This is a genomic window from Saccharopolyspora sp. NPDC000359 (genome assembly GCF_040300525.1).
In the GTDB taxonomy this organism is placed as follows: domain Bacteria; phylum Actinomycetota; class Actinomycetes; order Mycobacteriales; family Pseudonocardiaceae; genus Saccharopolyspora.
In genome coordinates this window covers 26,643-49,609 of sequence record NZ_JBEPDU010000024.1, presented here as the reverse complement: position 1 = coordinate 49,609, position 22,967 = coordinate 26,643, and the positions used below count along the sequence as shown (strand labels likewise).

3 protein-coding genes are annotated in these 22,967 nt (G+C 73.7%); all 3 read right to left on the bottom strand.

From position 1 onward, the window contains the following. Positions 1-5: 5 nt before the first annotated feature. From ABT324_RS17150 to ABT324_RS17140, 3 genes are read right to left on the bottom strand one after another with little or no spacing between them, the layout of a single operon-like run. Positions 6-4,610: a non-ribosomal peptide synthetase gene (locus ABT324_RS17150; protein WP_351177793.1), complete on the bottom strand. Its 4,605-nt coding sequence runs from the start codon at positions 4,608-4,610 to the stop codon at positions 6-8. Further along, positions 4,607-16,885 carry an SDR family NAD(P)-dependent oxidoreductase gene (locus tag ABT324_RS17145; protein WP_351177790.1) on the bottom strand — a complete coding sequence of 4,093 codons (12,279 nt, stop codon included), beginning with the start codon at positions 16,883-16,885 and terminating at the stop codon, positions 4,607-4,609. Before ABT324_RS17145 ends, ABT324_RS17150 begins: the two co-directional genes overlap by 4 nt. A 12-nt stretch (positions 16,886-16,897) precedes the next feature. After that, positions 16,898-22,906, bottom strand: coding sequence for a beta-ketoacyl synthase N-terminal-like domain-containing protein (locus ABT324_RS17140; RefSeq protein WP_351177787.1), 6,009 nt, complete (start codon positions 22,904-22,906; stop codon positions 16,898-16,900). Positions 22,907-22,967: the final 61 nt, after the last annotated feature.

The window sequence follows — 22,967 nt, the reverse complement described above, 5'->3', positions numbered from 1 at the left end:
GGCCATTACCGTTCCTCTGCCTCTTCGAGCACTACGTGCACGTTGCTTCCCCCCATGCCGAACGAGCTGACGCCAGCCCGCCTGGGCAGCGGCGCACCTCGCTCGTCGCACCGCTCCTCCCAGGCAGCCGTGGCCTGCTGCAGGACGAACGGGCTGCCGTCCAGGTCGATCTCCGGGTTCGGCCGCCGCAGGTGCACCAGGCCCGGCAGGGTCCGGTGCTTCATCGCCAGCAGCACCTTGACCACGCCCGCCACCCCGGCCGCCGACTCGAGGTGGCCGATGTTGGTCTTCACCGAGCCGAGCGCGATGCGCGGCTGACCGGCGTCCCCACCCCACTTGGCCGCCAGCCGGGCGAAGGCGTCCTTCAACCCGTTCACCTCGATGGGATCGCCGAGCCGGGTACCGGTCCCGTGCGCTTCGAGGTAGCCGATCGTGGCTGGCGGGACGGCCGCCGCCTCGTGCGCGCGGACCACCACCTCGGTTTGGGCCCGCGGGTTGGGCACCGTCAGCGAATGGGTGCGGCCGCCGTGGTTCTCCGCCGAACCGATGATGACGCCGTGGACCGGGTCACCGTCGGCCCTGGCCCGGTCGAGGCGCTTGAGCATCAGCAGCACCACGCCCTCACCGCGCCCGTAGCCGTCCGCGCGTTCGTCGAAGGTCTTGCAGCGCCCGTCGGGGCTGAGCATCCCGGCCCGCGTCAGCCCCAGGAACGCGTACGGCGACAGCAGCAGGTTGGCGCCACCGGCCAGCGCCTGCTCGCAGTCGCCGCGCTGGATCGCGCGCGCCGCGCGGTGGATCGCCACCAGCGAGCTGGAGCAGGCGGTGTCGTAGGTGGCGCTGGGCCCGTGGAAGTCGAACAGGTAGGACACCCGGTTCGAGGCGATCGACGCCAGGTTGCCGATGAGGAAGTGGTCGTCGGTCTCCCGCTCGTGGCCCAGCAGGCTGAAGTAGTCCGAGCCGCTGAGCCCCACGAACACTCCGGTGCCGCTGCCCGCCAGCGCGCTCGCCGCGTACCCGGCGTCCTCCACCGCCTCGCGCGCCGCGTGCAGCAGGAGCCGGTGCTGCGGGTCCATCTGGGTTGCTTCGCGCGGCGAGATGCGCAGCAGCGCGGCGTCGAAGCCCTCGACATCGCGCACGAAGGAGCCCCGGAACTCGTGGGGGTAGCGGCCGAACAGGTTCCGGGAGAAGCCGCGCTCCACCGGGTACGGGCGCACCAGGTCCCGTCCGGCGGCGAGGTGCTCCCAGAACTCGTCCAACGTGTCTGACTCCGGCAGCCTGCCGCCGATCCCGATGATCGCCACCGGTGGGTAGGCCTCGTTGCCCGCGTTCGGCGGCGCGACCGGCTTCGGCGCGCTGCGCGCGGTGCTCTCGGGGAAGGCACCGCGCAGGTGCGCGGCCAGCGCGTCCAGCGTCGGGTACCCGTAGAACGCGGTCGTCGGGACCGCCAGGGCCAGCCGGTCCCGCAGCAGCGCGCTGAGCCGGGTGAACCGGATCGAGTCGAACCCGTGGTCCCCGAGCGGCTGATCGGTGGCGATCTCGGCCGCGGTGACCCCGACGACCTCGGCCACCAGTTCCCGCAGCCGGGCGAGCAGCGACGGCTCCGGGCCGGTCGCCTCGGGTTCGCGGGCCGCCACCGGTTCCGACGCGCCGCCGTGGCCGAAGCGGGCCACGATGTCGTCGATGGACAGCCGGGTCAGCGCTTCGACGTCGATCTTGGCGTTCGGCGTCTCCGGGAAGGCCCGCAGCGGCACCGTGCGGGACGGGATCATGTAGCCCGGCAGCCAGGCCGCCAGGTGCCCGGCGAGCTCGCCCGCCAGGTCCGGCCCAGCCTCGGGGACCTGCGCGAAGGCGACCAGCCCCTGGTGCCCGGGGGAGTCCTCGCGCACCACGACGCGGGCCTCCACCACCGGCTCGCTGCGGCGCAGGACCGCCTCGACCTCACCGAGTTCGATCCGGTAGCCGCGCACCTTGAGCTGCCGGTCGAGGCGCCCCAGCACCTCGACGCTGCCGTCGGGCAGCATCCGCGCGGCGTCCCCGGTGCGGAACATCCGCCCGCCGTGCTGGGGGTCGGCCACGAACTTCTCGGCGGTCAGCTCCGGGCGGCCGCGGTAACCGCGGGCCACGCCGTGCCCGCCGATGCAGAGCTCGCCCCGGGCCCCGTAGGGCACCGGCCTGCCACCCTCGTCGAGCACGTGGAAGCAGGTGTTGGCGATCGGGGTGCCCACGCTGATCGGCCGGTTGCGGCGCACCTGCCGCACCGAGGACCAGATCGTGGTCTCGGTTGGCCCGTACATGTTCCACACCTCGGACGCGCGGGCCAGCAGCTGCTCGGCCAGTTCCGGGGCCAGCGCTTCCCCGCCGCAGAGGATCCGGCCCGCGAAGCGGCCGTGCCAGCCCGCGGCCAGCAGCATCTGCCACGTTGCCGGGGTCGCCTGCACCATGGTGGCCGCGCTGGTGATCAGCAGCTCCGCCAGCCGAACCCCGTCGCGGACCACCTCGGCCGGGGCGATCTGCACGGTGGCGCCGCAGGTCAGCGGCAGCAGCAGTTCCAGGGCCGCGATGTCGAAGCTGACGGTGGTCACCGCCAGCAGGCGGTCACCGGCGGCGCAGCCGGGGCGGCGCGCCATCGAGCGCAGGAAGTTGACGAGGCTGCGGTGACCGACCTCGACGCCCTTGGGCTTGCCGGTCGACCCGGAGGTGTACAGGACGTAGGCCAGCTCGCCCGCCTCGTCCGGAGCCGGACCGGCGCCCGCACCGGCCGGTTCCGAGCCGTCGACGAGGATCGGCTCGATGCCCGCCCCGGGCAACCGGTCCACCGACGCGGCGTCGGTGATCACGATCGAGATGGCGGCGTCGGCGGCGATGAAGTCGAGGCGCTCGGCGGGGAACTCCGGGTCCAGCGGCACGTAGGCGTGCCCGGCCCGGTGCACCGCGAGCATCGCCACGACCAGTTCTGCCCGCCGCTCCAGCATGATCCCGACCAGCGGGCCCGCGCCCCGCAGCCGGGCGGCCAGCGACTCCACCTGGCTGGCCAGCTCCGCGTAGGACAGCTCGCCGCTGGTGTCGACGATCGCGACGACGTCGGGGGTGCGCGCCGCCTGGGCGAGCACGAGGTCGACCGCGGTCCGCTCGTCGAAGTGCTGGACCGCCGTGTCGTTGAGGCGCCGCAGCAGCTCGCGCTCGCCGGGGGTGGCCAGCTCGACCTGCCCCAGCTCGCGTTCCGGGTGGGCGACCAGCTCCGCCAGCAGCACCCGGTAGTGCTCGGCGAGCCGCTCCACCGTGGACCGCTCGAACAGCTCGGGGTCGTACTTGAGGTGGAGCTGGGCGCGACCGCGCTGGACGACGACCTCCAGGACCAGGTCCGCCTCGCCCAGCTGGGTGTGCGGCAGCGCCTCGGTCAGCAGGGTCTGGTCGGCCACCACGTCCAGGTCGCTGCCGACACCCTGCTGCAGGTAGCAGCCGATGGTGAACGCCGGGTCGCCCGCGCCGTCGCGCCGCAGGTCCTCCACCACTCGCGCGAACGGGTAGTCGGCGTGGTCCTCGGCTGCCAGCAGTTCCTCGCGCACGGCTTGGAACAGCGCCGCGCCGGTCAGCTCCGGGGTGCAGGCGGTCCGCAGCACGACGGGGTTGATCAGGTACCCCATCGTGCGCTCGAAGCGCTGCTGCGCCCGCCCGTCGGTGGGCACCGAGACGCAGATGTCCTGCTGACCGGTGTGCCGGTGCAGCAGACCTGCGAAGGCCCCGAACACCACGCAGAACGCGGAGACCTGCCGGGCCGCGGCCAGTTCCCGCACCGCGGCCCACTCCCGCTCGCCGAGCTCCAGCTGCACGCTGCGCCCCACATGGGACGGCGGCCCGCTGCGCCGGTGGTCGACCAGCCGGTCCAGCACCGGCGCGCTCGACGCCCCGGCGAGCTTCGCCGCCCAGAAGCGGGCGTGCCGCTCGCCGTCCGGCCCGGCCAGCATCTCCTGCTGCCACCGCACGAACTCGTGGTACGGGGTGGCGGGCTCGGTGGCGGGCAGCTCGCCGGTCCGGGCCAGGCCCTCGTAGCAGGCGACCAGGTCGCGCAGCAGCAGGTGGCTGGACACCCCGTCGGTGATCAGGTGGTGGAACACCAGCACCAGCAGCGGACCGGCCCCGCCGGTGCGCACGAAGTGGACCCGGTACAGCGGGTCGTGGGCCAGGTCGAACGGCTCCTGGATCAGCCCGTGGACGCGGTTGCCGAGCTCCTGCTCGGTGAGGTGGCCGAAGTCCAGCTCCTCGACCTGCACCCCGCGGTCGGTGATGACCTGCACCGGGTCGCCGTCCTCGGTGCGCACGTTGATGCGCAGGCCCGGGTGGCGCTCGACGACCGCGGAGAACGCGCGCTGGAGCAGCCCGGGGTCGGCGTCGGCGCGCATCCGCAGCACCAGCGGCAGGTTGTAGGCGGCGGTGGTGGGCACGGCCTCGTGGATCGCCCACAGCGCCGCCTGCCCGCGGCTCAGCGGGTACGGCGCTCCGGGCACCTCGGCGGCCGGGCGCGACAGCCCTTCCACCAGGCGCAGTGCCTGGTCCTCGGTGAGCGTGCCGTCAGCGACCGCGGTGAAGATCTCGCGCAGCGCGTCGTTCATCGGTGTGCCCCGTTCCGCAGCTGCCGGACCGCCTCTTCCACGTCGATGCCGCCGGAGCGCAACCCCCGCAGCAGGGACTGGACGTCGGAGACCGGTCCGGGTGTTGTGGGCTCGGCGGGCGCAGGCCGGTCCGGTGCGCTCAGCGCGGCGGTGATGTCCGGTCCGAACTCGGCCAGCAACCGGCGGGTCAGTTCGCGGATCGAGTGCCCCGCGGCCAGCGACCGGGCCGGGATCGCCACGCCGAACTGAGCGCTCAGCGCCCGCCCCAACCGGCGCAGGCCGAGCGAGTCGACCCCGTACTCGGTCAGGTTCCGGTCCAGCCGCAGCCGGTCGCGGTCCACGCCCAGGTGACCGGCGAGCAGCTCGGCGATGCGGCGTTCCAGCCACGGCGCGACCTCGTCCGGGTCGGCCGGAGCAGACGGCACCGGCGGTTCACCTCCCCCGCCGTCCGCGGCGAGCTCGGGCACCACGGGGTCGGGCTCGGCGGCGGGTGCCGCGTCGACCACCTGCGGTTCGACGAACTGCCTGCCCGGTGTGATCCAGTAGCTCTCCGCGGCGAACGGGTAGGTCGGCACCGGCACCCGGCGCGGCGCGCGCTCGCCCCACAGCAGGGCCCAGTCCACCGCGGTGCCCGCCGTCCACAGCCGGGCCAGCTTGTCGAGCTTGCCGTTGGCGACGATCGCCCGCAGGAACGCCTCGCCCTCCGGGCCGTCCAGCAGCGAGTCCGCGCCTCCTCCGCCGTTGCCGCGGTGCACCTGCCCGGAGGTGGCGCCGCCGAGCCAACCGGACAGCTTCTCCCGCAGGTCGTCCAGGTCGTCGGCGACGATCGCCAGCCGCTCGTCCAGCGCGTCGCGACCGGTCTGCAGGGTGCGGGTCAGGGCGGCCAGCCCGACCTCGCGCCCGGCGCCGTCCAGCCAGGCGGCGAACCTGGTGGCGTAGGCGCGCAACCGCTCCTCGTCCTTGGCCGAGAGCACGAACAGCCCCGGGCCCGCGGCCTCCACCGGGCTGGCGGCGAGGTGCTCCTCGACCACGACGTGGGCGTTCACCCCGCCCATGCCGAAGGAGCTGACACCCGCGCGGCGCGGCAGCTCCCGGCCGTGCTCGTCGCGCAGCCGCTCCCACGGCGTCCGCTCCCGCAGCACCTGGAACGGGCTGCCGGCCAACCGCACGTAGGGGTTGACCTGCTCGATGTGGAGATTCTTCGGCAGCGTGCCGTGCCGCATCGCCAGCAGCACCTTGAGCAGGCCCGCGATGCCCGCAGCGGCTTCCAGGTGCCCCGTGTTGCTCTTCACCGCGCCCAGGGCGCAGTGCCCGGCGGTGGGGTCGGCCTCCCCCCACTGCTGGTACAGCGTGGCGAATGCCGATTTGAGGCCGTCGACCTCCACCGGGTCGCCCAATGCCGTTCCGGTGCCGTGGGTTTCGACGTAGGTCACCGTCCGGGGATCGGTCCCGGCGCGTTCGTGCGCCTTGACCACGCACGCGGCTTGCGCATCCGGGTTCGGCGCGGTCAGCGAGTTGGTCCGTCCGCCGTGGTTGACCGCGCTGCCCCGGAGGACGCCGTGGATCACGTCACCGTCGGCCAGCGCCGCGGACAGCCGCTTGAGCAGCACCACCCCGACGCCCTCGGCGCGGACGTAGCCGTTGGCGCGGGAGTCGAACGCCTTGCAGCGCCCGTCGGGGCTGAGCATGTCCGCCTGCGCCATGTCCACGTAGAGCGTGGGCGAGGCGATGACGTTGACCCCACCGGCCAGCGCCATCTCGCAGTCGCCGTGCCGGATCGCCTCCACCGCGCGGTGCACCGCCACCAGCGACGAGGAGCAGGCCGTGTCCAGGGCCTCGCTCGGCCCGCGCAGGTCGAGCAGGTAGGACACCCGGTTGGCGAGGATCGCCTGCGACCGCCCGACCGTGTTGTAGCCGTCGAGCGCGACGCCGAAGGCGTGCTGCACCTCGAAGTAGTCGTAGGTGCTGCTGCCCAGGAACACCCCGGTGTCGGTGCCCGCCAGCGAACCGGGGCGGATGCCCGCGTCCTCGACCGCCGTCCACACCGCCTGCAGCGCCAACCGGTGCTGCGGGTCCATCGCTTCGGCCTCGGTCGGCGAGATCCCGAAGAACAGCGGGTCGAACTGGTCCACGCGGCGCAGGAAACCGCCCCACTTCACCGGGGTGCGGAACTCGCCGGGCGCCGGATCGCCATGGATCCGCCGCCAGTCCCAGCGGTCCGCCGGGATCTCGGTGATGAGGTCGTCGCCCTGCTCCAGGTGCGCCCAGAACTCCGCCAGGTCGTCGGACTGCGGCAGCATTCCCGCCATGCCCACCACGGCGACCGCGTCCGCCACCGGCTCCGGGGGGACCACCCGAGCGGGTTCGGGAGCGGGCTGCGACACGTCGAGCACCAGCCGCTCCCCCGCCCCGGCCGGAACCGGCTCCGCGGCACCGGGCTGCCGGTAGTGCGCCCGCAACCGCTCGGGGTGGGTCCGGGCCAGCTTGTCGGCGAGCTCGGCGGCGGTGGCCGCGCCGTAGCAGAACGCCGGGGTCAGGTCCAGGTCGAAGGTCTCGTTGAACCGGTGGGTGAGCTGGGTGTAGGTGATCGAGTCGAACCCGAAGCGGTTGAGCTCGCCATCGGCGTCCAGCTCCTCGGGCCGGACCCGGGCCTCCTGGCGCACCAGGTCCAGCACGTCGCGGCCCAACCGCTCCGGCCAGTCCCCACCGGATTCCCCGACCGGGACCGGGCGTGGCTCCGGCGGGCCGGTCGTCGGCTCCGCGCCGACCATCCCGATCCGGGCGCGGAACTCCGGCGTGCCCGATGCGATCGCCACCTGCACCACCTCCTGCTGGGACAGCGCGGCGGCCAGCGCCGCCACGCCCTGCTCCGGTTGGATCGACGTCACCCCGGCCGCGGCCAACCGGTCCCGGTACTGCTCGGCCATGCCGCGCTCACCCCAGGCCCCGGGGTTGACCACGCGCACCGGGAAGGGCAGCGCGGCCGCCAGCTGGTGCGCGACGGCGTCCTGGAACTGGCAGCCCGCCGAGTACCCGCTCTGCCCGGGATTGCCCAGGTAGGACTGCACGGAGGAGATGACCAGCAGGAAGTCCAGCGGCATCCCGCGCACCACCTCCGCGACGGCGGTGGTGGTCCCGGTCTTCGACACCAGGCCTTCCCGGAAGCGCGCCGCGTCGATGTTGTGCAGCGCCCCGTCCCGCAGCACGTTCGCGGCCAGCACGACGCCGTGCACGGTCCCGTGCTGCTCGCTGACCGCGGTGACCGCGCGCCGCAGCTGGGCGGGGTCCGTGGCGTCCGCGCGCACGTACCCGACGTGCGCGGCGCCCGGGTCGATGTCCGCCAACCGGGCGCGCTTGGTGTCGTCCAGCTCGCTGCGGCCGACGAGCACCACCGAAGCCCGGTGCCGCCGGACGAGGTGCGCGGCCAGGTCCAGGCCGATCTCCCCGGCGCCGCCGATCAGGACGTAGACGCCACCGTCGCGGAACGGGCTCTGCTCGGGAAGACCGCTCAGCGGCCGGAGGACGCGGTGCAGCCGCCGACCGCCGCGCACGGCGACCTCGGCTCCGCGCGGCACGGACAGCACGTGGTCGGCGACCTCCGCGGCCGCGTGCTGCACGTCGTCCCAGGCGAAGTCCAGCGCGAGCACGTTCCACGGCCGGTACTCGTTGCCGAGGGACTTGGCGAAGCCGCGCAGCGCGGCAGCGGCCGGGTTGCGCACCGGGCCGACGGCGCACGCATCGGTCGTCACCACCGCCAGGGTCTGCCTCCGGGCCGCAGCCGGGCGGTTCAGCAGGTGCTTGACCAGACCGAACAACTCTTCGACACGGTCGTGCCCGGGCTCCTCCGGCCTGGCCGGGTTCCGCACCCCGGCCAGAAAGTAGACGGCTGCCGGGTCCGGCAGCCCGGCCAGCTCGGCCGCCGGGTCGACCCGGTGGACCTGCCGCGGGGCCAGCCGCGCGACCAGCTCGTCCGCCAGCGCGGCGCCGTCCGCGGTGTGCACCATCCACACTGGACCGTCGGGTGGGCTGGCCGGTGCGGCTTCGGGCGCGGGCACCCACTCCGGCGCGTGCAGCAGGTCGTCCGGCGCCCCGACCGGCTTGGGCGCGGCCGGGCGGTCGACGGGGATCCAGCAGCGCCGCCGTTCGAACGGGTAGCTGGGCATCGCCAGGAGTCGGCGTTCCCGCCCGCGGTGCAGGCGGCTCCAGTCGACCTGCGCGCCACCGACCCACTGCCGGGCGAGCGCGTCCAGGTCCCCGTCCCGCGCCGGAGCGCCGGTCGAGTCCGCAGCGGTGCCGAGGTGCAGGCCCGGGTGCGGTTCCCCAGTGCGGGCGAAGCCGCGCAGGGCGCCGACGAGTTCCTCCCGCGACTGCGCGACGACGGCGAGCCGGTGCGGCATCGCGTCCCGGCCGACCTGCGAGGTGTGCGCGGCGTCGTGCCACGACTGGTCCACCGCCAGGAACTCCGCCATCCGCTCGGCGTACTCGCGGAGGGCGGTGGAAGTCTTGGCCGAGAGCACGAACACCGCGGGCCCCGGTTCGACCATCGGCTCCGGCGCGATGTCCTCCTCCAGGACCACGTGCGCGTTCACCCCGCCGTACCCGAAGGAGCTGACCCCGGCGCGCCGGGGGATCTCGCGGCCCTGCCCGTCGCGCATCCGCTGCCACGGCGTGACCTGGTCGACCACGTAGAACGGGCTGCCCTCCAGCTGCAGGTACGGGTTGGGCCGGTCGTAGTGCAGGTTCGGCGGCAGCGTGCCGTGCCGCATCGCCAGCAGGACCTTGATCACCCCGGCGATGCCCGCCCCGGACTCCAGGTGGCCGATGTTGCTCTTCACCGCGCCGAGACCGCAGTACGCCGCCGGCGGGGCCATGCCGCCGCGGAGCCGGAACAGTTCCTGGAAAGCGCTCTTCAGACCGCTGACCTCCACCGGGTCGCCGAGTTGGGTTCCGCTGCCGTGGGTTTCCAGGTAACCGATGGTCGCCGGGTCGACGTCGGCCTGCTGGTGCGCCCGCACCACCAGGCGGGCCTGGCTGGCCGGGTTCGGCGCGGTCAGCGAACGCGCCCGCCCGCCGTGGTTGATCGCGCTGCCGCGCACCCAGGCCAGCACCCGGTGCCCGGCGGCCTCCGCGCGCCGCCGGGTGGTGAGCACCACCGCCCCGGTGCCTTCCGCGCGCACGTAACCGTTGGCCCCGGCGTCGAAGGTCCGGCACCGGCCGTCCGGGCTCAGCATGCCGTTGCGGCTGAGCAGGACCTGGTTGTGCGGGGCGAGGACCAGGTTCACGCCCCCGGCGATGGCCACCTCGCACTCGCCGTCGCGCACGGCTGCCGCCGCGCGGTGCAGGGCCACCAGCGAGCTGGAGCACCCGGTGTTCACCGGCTCGCTGGGGCCGTGCAGGTCCAGCAGGTAGGAGATCCGGTTGGCGAGGATGCTGTGCGCGTTGGCGGTGGCCCCGTAGGAGTCGACCTCCAGTCCCGCCCGCAGCTGGAGCTCCTGGTAGTCGTTGGACCCGACGCCGACGAACAGCCCGGTGTCGCTGCCCGCCAGGCTGCCGGGTGCGATGCCCGCGTCCTCCAGCCCGGCCCACACCGTCTGCAGGAACAACCGCTGCTGCGGATCGGTGCTCTCCGCCTCGCGCGGGGAGATCCCGAAGAACAGCGGGTCGAACTTGTCGACGTCGGCGATGAAACCACCCCAGCGGGCGTGGATGCCGGTGGAGCGGCCGTCGGCGCCGCAGACCTCCCGCCAGTCCCAGCGGTCGGCGGGGACCTCGGTGACCAGGTCGATGCCCGCCACCAGGTGCTGCCAGAACTCGTCCAGGTCCGCGCTGCCCGGCAGCATCCCAGCCATGCCGACGATGGCGACCGGTTCGTCGCGGGGTTCGGTGCGCGCGGGTTCGACCGGTGCCGGGAGCGGGGCCGGGTCCGGAGTTGTGGCCTGGTAGTGCCCGCCGACCTCCGCCGGGTGGTCCGCGGCGAGCTTGTCGAGCAACGCGTCCAGGCTCGCGGTCTCGTAGAACACGGTGGGTGTGATGCCGAGCCCGTAGGTCTCGTTGAGCCTGGTGGCGAGCAGGCTGTAACCGGCCGAGTCGAAGCCGAGGTCGCCGAGGTCGCGCTCGGTGTCGAGCTCGGGCGCGGCGATCCCGGAGACCTCCGCCACCAGGCCCAGCACGTCCTGCCGGAACCGGCTGCGGAGGTCGTCGTCGACCGGCTGCGCGGGCGCTGGGGCCTGCGCGGCGTCCGCACCCGGTGCGGCCACGCCCATCCGCCGGAGCAGCGCGGGCTCGGCGGGCATCACGACCACCTGCACCTGGTCGCCGCGCAGCACCTGCTGCAGGGCTTGCCAGCCGGTGCGCGGCGAGATCGAGCGGAATCCCGCGCGGGTGAGCTGGTCCCGGTACCGGTCGGTGGCCACCGCCCCGACGGTCCCCCAGTAGCCCCAGTTGATGGTCCGCACCGCGAACGGCACCTGCGCGTCGAGCGCGTGCGCGAAGGCGTCCTGGAACGCCGACCCGGCCGCGTAGTTGGCCATGCCGACATCGCCGAGGAAGGACTGCACCGAGGAGAACAGCACCAGGAAGTCCAGCGGCTCGTCCCGGAAGACCTCCGCCAGCGCCACGGTGACCCGCGACTTCGCGGCCAGGCTGTCGCGCAGGTCGGCTTCGCCGAGGTTGCGCAGCAACCGGTCCCGGTGCACCAGCGCCGAGTGCAGCACGCCCTGGACCGGGCCGAAGCGGGCCCGGATCTCCTCGCGCGCGGCGCGCAGGCTCACGAGGTCCGCCGCATCGGCCTGCACGTAGGCGAGGTGCTGCCCGGTCGGGTCGGCTGCTTCGATGCGCTGCCTGCGCGCGTCGTCCAGCTCGCTGCGGCCGATCAGCGCCACCCGAGCCTGGTGCTCCTGCACCAGCAGGCGCGCCATTTCAAAGCCGATGCCGCCCGCCCCACCGACGATCGCGTAGACACCGCCCGGCCGGATGCCGACCGCAGCGTCGCCGGACAGCTCCGCCGGGCGCAGCACCTGGCGGAGGCGAACGCCGTCCCGGTAGGCGACGCGCGTCCCGGCGGGCTCGGCCACGATCCGCTCCGCCAGGTCCGTCCACCGCGGACTGCCCGCGGCGTCCACGTCGATCACCGAGACCGACCAGCTCGGGTACTCGTTGTCCATCACCGCGGCGAAGCCCGCCAGACCGGCCGCCCCGGGGTTGCGCAACTGCCCGCCGGTCACCGGGCGGGCGTCGGCGGTGATGATCTTCCAGGTGATCTCGCGGGGTTCACCGAGCGCGAAGTGCCGCACGCAGTGGAACAGCGCGCGCACCCCGAACTCCTCCTGCCACTCCAGATCCGCGACCGCGTCGAGCTCGTGCTGCGGGTCGAGCAGACCGCCCAGGAAGTAGATCGCGCGTGGCGCGGGCGTGCGCACGGCCGCCAGCGCGTCGGCGTCGGAGGCGTCGACTTCCCAGCGGTCGTCCGCCACCTGGCGCGTCCGGCTGCCAAGCTCGACGAGCCCCACCTCGCCGGAGGAGTACCGGTCAGCCAGCGCCTCGGCCAGCGGCCGCCCCGCCGGGGTGTGCACGATCAGCACCGGCCCGGCGGGCACAGCCCCGGCCGGTGCGGCGAGCGCCGGTTCCCAGTGCGGGGTGAACAGGAAGTCCGCCACCGGTTCGGCCGGTTCGGGCTCGGGCGCCGGGACGGTTCGCACCCAGCAGCGGCGGCGGGTGAACGGGTACTGCGGGAGGCTGGTCCTACGCGGGCGGTGACCGGTGTGCAGGCGGCTCCAGTCCACCTCAGCGCCACCCACCCACAGCTCACCTAGCGCGTGCAGGTCCCGCTCCGCCAGCGCACGTTCCAGCGCCTCAGGGGCGGCCGGGGCGGAGCGCTTCACACTCCCCCGGTGCAGGCCATCCACAGTGGACGCGCCAATGGCGAACGCGCGCAGCTGCTCCCGCAGCTCGGCGGTGCTGGAGACCACCAGCGCCAGCCGCTCCTCGTGCGCGTCCCGGCCGACCTGCGTGGTGTAGGCGATGTCGGCCAGCGAGGACGCGCCGGAGCTCGTCCCCACCGGGGCGAGCTGGGCGGCGAGGTCCCGCAGGGTCGATCCCGCGTCCAACCGCGCGGGCGCTCCGAAGTGCTCGACGACGCGCTGCTCGAACCGGCGGACATCAGCGGCGTCCAGCCCCCACTCGTCCAGGCTGGCAGCCGGGTCCAGGGCCGCGGGGTCCAGGCCGAACAGGTCGGCGCCCAGCTCGGCCAGCTCGCGCTCGGCGGCCGCCGGGTCCGCGCCGAGGAAGTCGGCGTACCGCTGGGCCAGTTGGCGGAGGTTGTCCTCCCGCCGCGCGGAGAGCACCACCAGCTGCGGGCCCGCCGGTGCGGTCGCCTCCCGCTGGTCGACGAACTCCTCCAGGATGACGTGCCCGTTGGCCCCGCCCGCGCCGAACGCGCTGACCCCGGCGCGACGCGGCGAACCGGGGTCGCAGGACCAGTCGGCCGCGGCGCGCTGCACCCGGAACGGCACGCGCTGCCAGTCGACCTCGGGGTTGGGCGGCTCCGCGTGCAGCGACGGCACCAGGGTCCGGTGCCGCAGCTGCAGCAGCACCTTGGTCAACCCTGCGATACCCGCCGCGGGTTCCAGGTGCCCCAGGTTCGACTTGATCGACCCGATCGGCACCGTTCCGGAGGCGAAGACCCGGCTGAGCGCGGCGATCTCGATGGGGTCGCCGAGCGCGGTCCCGGTCCCGTGCGCCTCCAGGTAGCCGATGGTGTCGGCGGCCACCCCGGATCGCTCCAGCGCCTCGCCGACCAGCTCGGCCTGCGCCGTCGGGTTGGGCACGGTGTAGCCACCGGCCCGGCCGCCGTGGTTCACCGCGCTGCCCTTGATCACGGCGTGGACGCGGTCCCCGTCGGCGAGCGCCCGCTCCAGCGGCTTCAGCAGCACCGCGCCGACACCCTCGCCCGGCACGTAGCCGTCTCCCCCGGCACCGAAGCTGCGGCACCGGCCGTCCCCGGACAGGAAACCGGCCCGGCTCAGGTACTGGTACTTGTACGGGTGCACCACCACGTTGACGCCACCGGCGAAGGCGACCTCGCAGTCCCCGGCGCGCAGGCTCTGGCACGCCAGGTGGACCGCGGTCAGCGAGGAGGAGCACATCGTGTCCAGGCCCAGGCTCGGGCCGTGGAAGTCGAAGAAGTACGAGACCCGGTTGGCCACCGAGGACGCGAACGACGCGGGCAGCATCGGGGTGTCCTCGGGCGGCACGTCCAGGCCCAGCATCTGGTACTGGTTGAACATCACGCCCGCGAACACGCCCACCCGGCCACCGGCCAGCTCGGCGCGGGTGCGCCCGGCGTCCTCCATGGTGTGCCAGACCGCCTCCAGGAACAGCCGTTCCTGCGGGTCCATGCTCTCGGCCTCGCGCGGGGTGATCCGGAAGAACTCCGGGTCGAAGCGGTCGACGTCGTCGAGGAACCCGCCCCACTTGCCGTAGGAGCGGCCGAGCGCGTTGCGGTCGGGGTCGTAGAAGCCCTCCAGGGACCAGCGCTCGGCCGGGACCTCGGTGACCGAGTCGCGCCCGGCCAGCAGGTTCTCCCAGAGCTGGTCGAGGTCGGCGGCGCCCGGGTAGCGACCTGCCACGCCGATGATGGCGATGTCACCCGACGTGGTGGGTTCGGCGGCGGGCCCGGCGATGTCGCCCGACGTGGTGGGTTCGGCGGCGGGCCCGGTGGTGACCGCGAGCCCCACCGACCGGCGCACCCGGTCCGGGTCGCCGTGGAAGACCACGAGTTCGGTGCTGTCCTGCCGCAACGCCGCCTGGAAGACCTCGACGCCCGCCGCGTCGGGCAGCGCGAGCTGGCTCTGCTGCTGGAAGTGCGCCAGCGTCGACGCGTCCGTCCGCATCCCGCCGTCCTGCCACAGCGGCCAGCACAGCGACACGGACCGCCCGGGGCCGCCACCGGTCCCACGGGACCGCAGGTAGCCGTTGAGGAAGCCGTTGGCCGCCGCGTAGTCGGCCTGCCCCGGGTTGCCGACCACCCCGGTGACCGAGGAGAACGCGGCGAAGAAGTCCAGCGGCTCCTGCCGCGTCGCCAGGTCCAGCTCGACCACGCCGCGCAGCTTGGGCGCGAGCACCTCGCGGAGCTCGGCGGTGGTCTTGTTCACCAGCAGGGAATCCCGCAGGACCCCGGCCGCGTGGATCACGCCGTTGACCGGGCCGAAGCGGGACCTCGCCTCCCGCACCACCCGGCGGAGGTCCTCGGGCTCGCACACGTCGGCCTGGACGAAGTGCACGTCACCGCCGAGCTCGGGCAGGTCCGGCTCAGAACGCCCGAACAGCACGACGCGGGCCTGCGCGGTGCGGACCAGCCACGAGGCGAAGGTGCGGCCCAGCGCTCCGCTGCCACCGCTGATCAGGTAGACACCACCGGTGCGCAGCGGCAGCTCCGCCCGGTCGGCGTCGAGGTCCTGCTCCCGGTACCGGCGCACGTGGCGGTGGGTGCCGTCGCGGCGAACCCACTGCTCGTCGTCGCCGAGCTCGTCCAGGATGGCGGCTGCCTCCGGCCGCGCGGCGAACTCGACGACCTTGCACCGCAGCCGCGGGCTCTCCAGCCGGATCGTCGCGGCGAACCCGGCCATCGCGGCGGGCAGCGCAGCGGCCTCCCCGCGCACCTCACCGGACACGTGCAGCAGCGGCAACTGCTGCGCCGCGGAGTCGGCGAGCAGCGCCTGGCACAACGCCAGGAACTCCTCGCAACCGGCCGCAGCCGCCTCCGCCACCGATCCAGGCCGTCCGAAGTGGACGATCCCGCTCGGCAGCAGGTCGCGGTCGGCCAGCTCGGCGAACAACCGCCGGAAGTCCGCTGCGGAGCCGGTCCGCAGCTCGTAGACCCCGGCTTCGACCTCGCGGAAGCGCTCACCCGCGCGCGCCACGACCACGTCACCGAGCTCGCGGCGCAGGCCGCCGTCGGCACCGACGACGAGCAGCCGCCCGGTCCACGGCGCAGCACCCGGCATGACCCGGCGTTCCCAGGTCCCGCTGAAGGTCAGCGTCCGCGCCGCGTCCTGACCAGGTGCGGCGGGCACCTCCGGCTCTGTCGGGGTGGCCTCCGGCTCGACGTCGCCGACGTGCTCGGCGAGGTAGGCCACGACCGCGTCGATGGTGCTGTGCTCGAACAGCAGCGTCGGGTACAGCTCGATGCCCCACCGCTGCTCGAGGGTCCGGACCAGACCGAGCAGGTGACCGGATTCCAGGCCCAGCTCGTAGAAGCCCCGGTCCGGGTCGATGGGCGCGTCGTCACCGCCGAGGAGCTCGCGCACCGCCGCGACCAGCTCCCGGCGGATCACCTCGGTCCGGTCGCCCGCCGGGCCAGCCGGTTCCGGGACCGGCGCGCTGGCGGGCGCTGCGGGAAGCGCGGCCGCCGGTTCGGCGGTGCCGGTCAGGCGCGTGATGAGCTGCCGGGAGCGGACCCGCTTGAGCGTGAGCTTCTCGAACCGGGCGACCAACCCGCCCCGCGGGTCGTGCAGGTCGATGTCCACGACCAGCACGTCCGAACCCGGCGCCACCGCCGACCGGGGCCGCAGGTCCACCACGCTCGCCGCCCCGAGCCGTCCGCTCGCCCGGAACGCCGCGATGTGCAGCGGGATCAGCGGCCGGGCGTCGGTCCCACCTTCGAAGGCCAGCAGGTAGCTCTGCATCGTCGAGGCGTCCAGCAGCGCGGGGTGCAGCAGGAAGTCCCCGAGGGCGTCCGCCGCCTCGGTGCTGAGCTCGAGGTCGGCCAGCAGGCCGTCCGGGTGGTGGTGGACCGTCCCACCGCACTTCATGAAGTTCCGGTGCTGGATCTCCGCGGCACGTCCCAGCTCGTAGACCCGCTCGACGTCGGTGCGACCGGTGGCGTGCTGCCGCAGCTGCTCGACCGGGGCCGCGGTGACCGGCGGCCGGTCCAGGTGCAGCTGGGCTTGCAGGTGCTGGGTCCAACCGGGGTCGACGGGCTCGCCGCCGCGCACCTTCCGGCTGCGGGCCACCACCTGGTAGTACCCGGACTGCCAGGTCAGCTCCAGGTCGATCTCGCGGTCGAACTCCTCGGTCACCACCACCGGTTCGACGAACAGGACCTCGCGCAGCTCGGTGTGCTCCAGCGCGAGACCACGCTCGTCGAGCACCCGGTGCACGACGTCCAGGAACGTCACCCCGGGCAGGGTCCGGACCCCGTGCACGCGGTGGTCGTCGACGATCGGGTTGTCACTGGTCAGGGTGAGTCGGCAGTGGATGGGCGGGCGGTGCTGCACGTCGTGTCTCCGTCAACCTGTCGTGAGGAAGGTGAGGTCCAGCCGGGCCGAACGCCGGGACGGCGCGGGCCGCTTGCGCTCGCCGGTGACCGCAGGCGCTGCCTGCCGGTCCCGGTCGAACCAGATGTGCCGCCTGCGGTACTCGGGTGGCGGCAGCGGACCCCGGCGCACCGCACCGGGTTCCGCGCGGCGCAGGACGAGGTGGGCGTTGGTGCCGCCGAAGCCGAACGCGCTCACCGCGGCCCGCTGCAACCCGGCCCCGCCGCTGAAGTCCCGCAGTTCGGTCACCGGGTAGAACGGCGAGTCCGGGAAGGCGAACCGCGGGTTGGGCACCGAGCAGTGCAGCGTCGGCGGGACCTGCTGGTGGTGCAGGGCGAGCACCACCTTCATCAGCCCGGCCACCCCAGCAGCGCTGAGCAGGTGGCCGATGTTGGACTTGACGCTGCCCACCCCGCAGAAGGCGCGGTCGTCGGTGTGGCGCCGGAAGTTCGCGGTGAGCGCCTGCAGCTCGATCGGGTCGCCGATCATGGTGCCGGTCCCGTGCGCCTCGACGTAGCCGATGCTGCGGGCGTCGATGCCAGCCCTGGCCAGCGTCCGCTCGATCAGCTCGCGCTGGGCGGCTCCGCTGGGCGTCGTGTGGCCCATGGTCCGCCCGTCGTTGTTCACCGAACCGGACTCGATGACCGCCAGCACCCGGTCGCCATCGCGTTCGGCCTGGTCCAGCCGCTTGAGCAGCACCATGCCGCCGCCTTCGCCGGGCACGAACCCGTCGGCGTCCCGGTCGAAGGTGCGGCACCGCCCGGTCGGCGAGAGCGCACCGGCCTCGCTGAGCAGCAGGTACTGCTCCTCGTCGAGCAGCAGGTCCACGCCACCGGCCAGCGCCAGCTCCGCTTCGCCCGCCGCCAGGGCCTGGCAGGCCAGGTGCACGGTCACCAGCGAGGACGAGCAGGCGGTGTCGACGACCATGTTCGGACCGGTCAGGTCGAAGGCCTGCGAGAGGTGCGCGGCGATGAAGTTCTGGTTGAGGCCGATGATCGCCGCGGGCGGCAGCGGGCGCACGTACTCCCGGTAGTTGGCGCTGCGTGACCCGACGTACACCCCGACCGCGCGGCCCTTGAGCTCCTCCTCGCGGTACCCGGCGTCCCGGAAGCACTCGGCGCCGACCTCCAGGGCCTTGCGCACCAGCGGGTCCAGGTACTGCGCGGTGCTGTCGTCGAAACCGAAGTAGTCCGGGTCGAACTCCGCAGCGTCGTCGATGAAACCGCCCCATTTGCTGGTGCTGCGACCCGGTTGCCGCTCGGGCGAGTACAGCGCGTCGACGTCCCAGCGCGACGAGGGCACTTCGCGGACGCTGTCGCGGCCCTCGACGAGGTTCCGCCAGTAGGCGGCCGGGTCGGGCGCACCCGGGAACCGGCAGGCCAGGCCGATCACCGCGATCGGAACCGGTCCCGCCCCGCGTTCCTGGGCACCGACCGGGGCGGCGGCCGCGGCGGCCGACTGCTGCGGTGCCAGCACCGCGGCCAGCCCGGCCAGGGTCGGGTTCTCCTGCAGCAGGCTGGGGTCGACCGGCCGCGCCAGTTCGGCCTCCAGCTCCCGCACCAGCTCGGCCAGCAGCAGCGAGTCGATGCCGAGGTCGGCGAAGTCGGCATCGGCGGGCAGCGCGTCCACCGTCGTCCGCAACGTGCGGGCGAACACCCCGGTCAACCACTCCAGCTGCGAACCGCCGGGCACCGGCGCGGTCGTGGTCCCGGCACCCGCTGTGGTGGCCGCTCGCGGCTCCGGCGCGAGCAGCAGTTCCGGGAGGTCGACCTGCGCGCGATCGGCCCGGCAGGGCAGCAGGGTCGGGTGCTCGCTGCCACGCAGCACGGCGCGCAGCAGGTCGAGCCCTTCGCGCTCGGTCAGATCGGGGATGCCGAGTTCGCCGGAGGAGCTGGTCCGGTCGCGGCCCATCCCGACCCCGCGCCACAGCGGCCACTGCACGGACCGCACCGCGCACCCCGCGCCGTCGGTGTGCACGGCGAAGAAGTCGAGGAACCCGTTGGACGTCGCGTAGTCGCTGTAGGAGGCGCCGAGAACGGGCAGCGCGGCGGAGACCGAGGAGAACAGGACGAGGGCCCGTGGCCGGTAGCCCTCCAGTGCGGCCCACAGGGTGCGCACCGCCTGGACCTTCGGCTGGGCGGTCCGCCAGAACTCCTCGGTGGACTTGGTCAGCAGCGAGCGGCTCTCGGCGATGGTGCCCGCGCAGTGCAAGACCGCGCTGATCCCGCCGCTCCTGCGGTGCGCGGCGGAGACGATCTTGCGCAGGGACGCCACGTCGGTCAGCGGGTTCGTGCGCACCTGCAACGTGCCGACGCGCGACTCCAGTTCCAGCAGCGCGGTGAGCTTGCGGCGCAGCGCCGGATCGGTGGCCTCGTCGCGGGCCAGTTCCGGCCACTTCGCCCGCGCGGGCAACCGCCGCCTGCCGATGAGCACCAGGTGCTGCGCCCCCAGCTCGTGCAGTTCACGGGCCGCGCGCAGCCCGATCTCCCCGGTCCCGCCGGTGATGAGCACCGCGCCGTCGGAGAGGTCACCGAGCAGGTCCGGTCCGGTGCCGGTCGCGGCGAACTCCAGCCGGGGTTGGTAGCGCTGCCCGTCGCGGTAGCAGACCTCGGTCTGCCGGTCCCCGGCGGCCACCTCGAAGGTCAGCACCCGGTCCAGTTCGTCGGCGGAGTCGAAGTCCACGTCGACCGTGCGACTCTCGACGCTGCCGAACTCGCTGGAGAGCACGCGGTACAGCCCGGCCAGCTCGGCACCGGCCAGCTCGGGCTCGACGTCGCCGAACCGCTGCAGGCCCCGCGTCACGTGCAGGCACCGCAGCGACGGCAACCGGTACCGTGCCAGCACCTGCTGCAGGAACGCCACCCGGCCTTCGACGTTGATCGGCACGTCGCCCGCGCACCAGTCGGTCAGGTCGACCACGCCCGCGATGGCTTCGCCCTCGGCGAGGCCGCCGGTCGCGAGGAGCGCGGTCTCCAGCGCGTCGGGCCCGCTGGTGAGCCGGTCGGCGCGGACCACCGAGGTCCGGGCCGCGCTCCCGGCGAACAACGCCGCCGCCGCCCGCTCCGCGGCACTGGTGGCCAGGACCAGGAAGGTTCCGCCGACGGGCGGACCGGGCGGACCCGAGGTGCTGGGCTGCCAGGTCTTGGTGAGGAATTCGCCGGTGGTGTCCGGGACGATCCAGTGCCGGTCGCCGCCGAACGGGTAGGTCGGCAACGAGACCCGCTGCGGCCGATCACCGGAAGGCCACCGCGCGGCCCAGTCCACCTCGTCGCCGCTGACCCACTGCCGCGCCACGGCGACCGCCCCGGGATCGTCCACGTCGGACAACACCGAACCGGCGGTCACCCGGCCCAGGTGTTCGCGCAGCGACTCCGGGGAGCCGGTGACGATCGCGCAGCGGTGCGCCAGGGCCGCTCGCCCCACCTGGGTGGTGAAGGCGATCGACGGGAGCGGTGGTGCTTGCTCGGCGAGGTGCTCGGCCAGCTCGTCGGCCAGCGCGGCGAGCGCTTCGCGCGTCGCGGCCGACAGCACGACGGTCTGCGGTCCGGTGCCTGTCGGCTGCGGCGCCGGCGGGGCCTCCTCCAGCACCACGTGGGCGTTGGTACCGCCCATGCCGAAGGAACTCACCCCAGCGCGCCGGGGCACCCCGCCGCGCGGCGTCCACGGGGCCCGCTCGGCCTGCACGTGGAACGGCGACCCCGCGAGCTCGATCCTCGGGTTCAGGCGCTGGAAGCCCTGGTTCGCCGGGAGCATGCGGTGCCGCATCGCGAGCAGCACCTTGATCATGCCCGCGATGCCCGCGGCGGATTCGAGGTGCCCGATGTTGGTCTTCAACGACCCGATGCCGCAGTGCGGGTCCGGCGCGGGCGGGTGTCCCCAAGCCCGGTAGAGGCGGTCGAAGGCCTGCACCAGACCGGCCACCTCGATCGGGTCACCGAGCGGCGTGCCGGTGCCGTGCGCCTCCAGGTACCCGACGGTCGCCGGGTCGACGCCCGCCTTGCGGTGCGCCTCCACCACCAGGGCCGCCTGCGCGTCGACGTTCGGCGCGGTCAGCGACTGCGCCTGGCCGCCGTGGTTGACCGCCGCGCCCTTGATCACCCCGTGGACCTGGTCACCGTCGGCAAGCGCCCTGCGCAGCGGTTTGAGCACCAGCGCGCACACGCCTTCGCCGCGGACGTAGCCGTTGGCCTGCTCGTCGAAGGTCCGGCAGAGCCCGTCCGGGCTCAACGCCCCGGCCGCCGAGTAGGCCAGGTGCTGGTCCCGGTCGCAGATGACGTTGACCCCGCCGACCAGCGCCTGCTCGCACTCCCCGGCCTGCAGCTCCCGGACCGCCTGGGCGACCGCGACCAGCGACGAGGAGCACATCGTGTCCACCGCGACGCTGCTGCCGTGGAAGCCGAAGGCGAAGGACACCCGGTTCGGGATGGCGGAGAAGGAGGTGGCCACGGCCTGCTGCGCGGCAACCGAGGGCTGGTGCGCGCGCAGCAGCGCGGCGTAGTCGCGGTGGCAGACCCCGGCGAACACACCGGTGCTGCTGCCGCGCAGCCGCGTCACGTCGTACCCGGCGTCTTCGAACGCCGCCCAGGCCACTTCCAGGAACAACCGCTGCTGCGGGTCCATCAGCTCCGCCTCGCGCGGCGAGATCCGGAAGAAACCCTGGTCGAAACGGGCCACGTCGCGCAGGAAACCGCCCCGGCGGGGGGCCTCGCCCGACGACCAGTTCGCCCGCGCGGGGGCCTCCGAGATCGCCTGACCGCCGGAGACCAGCAGCTGCCACAGCTCGTCGACCGAGTCGGCACCAGGGAACCGGCCCGCCATGCCGATCACCGCGACGTCCCCGACGGCCGGTTCCGCCACGACGCGCGGCGCGGGAGCCGGGAGCTCCGCACCGGCGATCGTGCGGGCGATGTCGGCGACGGTGAAGCGCTGGAACAGCCGGCTGGCGTCGACGTCGAAGCCGAGCCGCTCCGTCGCGTCCGTCGCGAAGGTCACCAGGGCGAAGCTGTCCAGCCCCTGGTCGCGGAGATCGGTGTCCGCGTCGATCGGACCGGCGTCGGCGGGCAGCGCCTGCGCCATCACCGGGAGCAGCTGCGCGGTCAGGTCCACGACGTCCAGGTCCGGCCGCGGTGCGGCAGCGACCTGCGCGGGGCGCGGCAGGTCGGCGACGGGTTCCTTGACGGTCGTGACCTTGGCCAGCAGCCCGCCGTCGCTCTCGCGCACCAGCGAGGACACCAGCCGCACCCGGCCGTCGGCTTCGGCGCGGCAGGACTCCAACCGGTAGCCGACGGTGTCGTCCGGGCCGCAGTTGCCGAGGTAGACCACGTCGCGGGACACCGTGGACATGGCCACCGACCAGTCCGCGCCGAGTTCCGGGAACGCCGTCCCGGCGTACTCGCGCTCGCAGTGGTCGTTGATGTGCGGGTACGAGGCGAAGTACAGCAGCCCCGCACCGTTGAGGTCGTAGTAGGGGTTCAGGCCGTAGGAACCGGTGAACACCAGCCCCGTTGCTGCGGCGGTCGCGTTCCGGGAGCCCATGAACTCCCGGTGGAACTCCCGTTGGTCGTCGGTCGCGGGCAGTGGCGCAGCGGCAGCAGCCACTTCCGGTGCGCCGAGCACGAGGTTGTTGCCCGCCACGCGCTTGGCGAAACCGGTCATCAGCCGCGCGCCGATGACCCGTTGCCCGCTCCGGAGCTCGACGTCGCTGACGAACGTCTGCTCGTCCAGCCCGGACAGTCGACCGCTCAGCTCGCACTCGTCGCCCTCGCGGAAGGCGCTGAGCGGGTGCGGGCCGTCGAGCCGGATGCGGATGAACACCGGCAGCACCCGGTCGCCCTGCGCGTCGCGCAGCTCGGTGACGGGTACGCCGAAGTGCTCGGCGAGCAGGCTCCAGTGCAGGTCGCCCAGTTCCTTGAAGAGCCAGTTCTCGGACAACCCGCCGACTGCCATCTGCGGCAGGGCGAGCTGGAGTCGCCTGGTTTCCATGATTCCCTCGCCAGAAGCGGTGAACACCGGACGGTCGTCGCGGACCAGCTGGCCGCGGCTG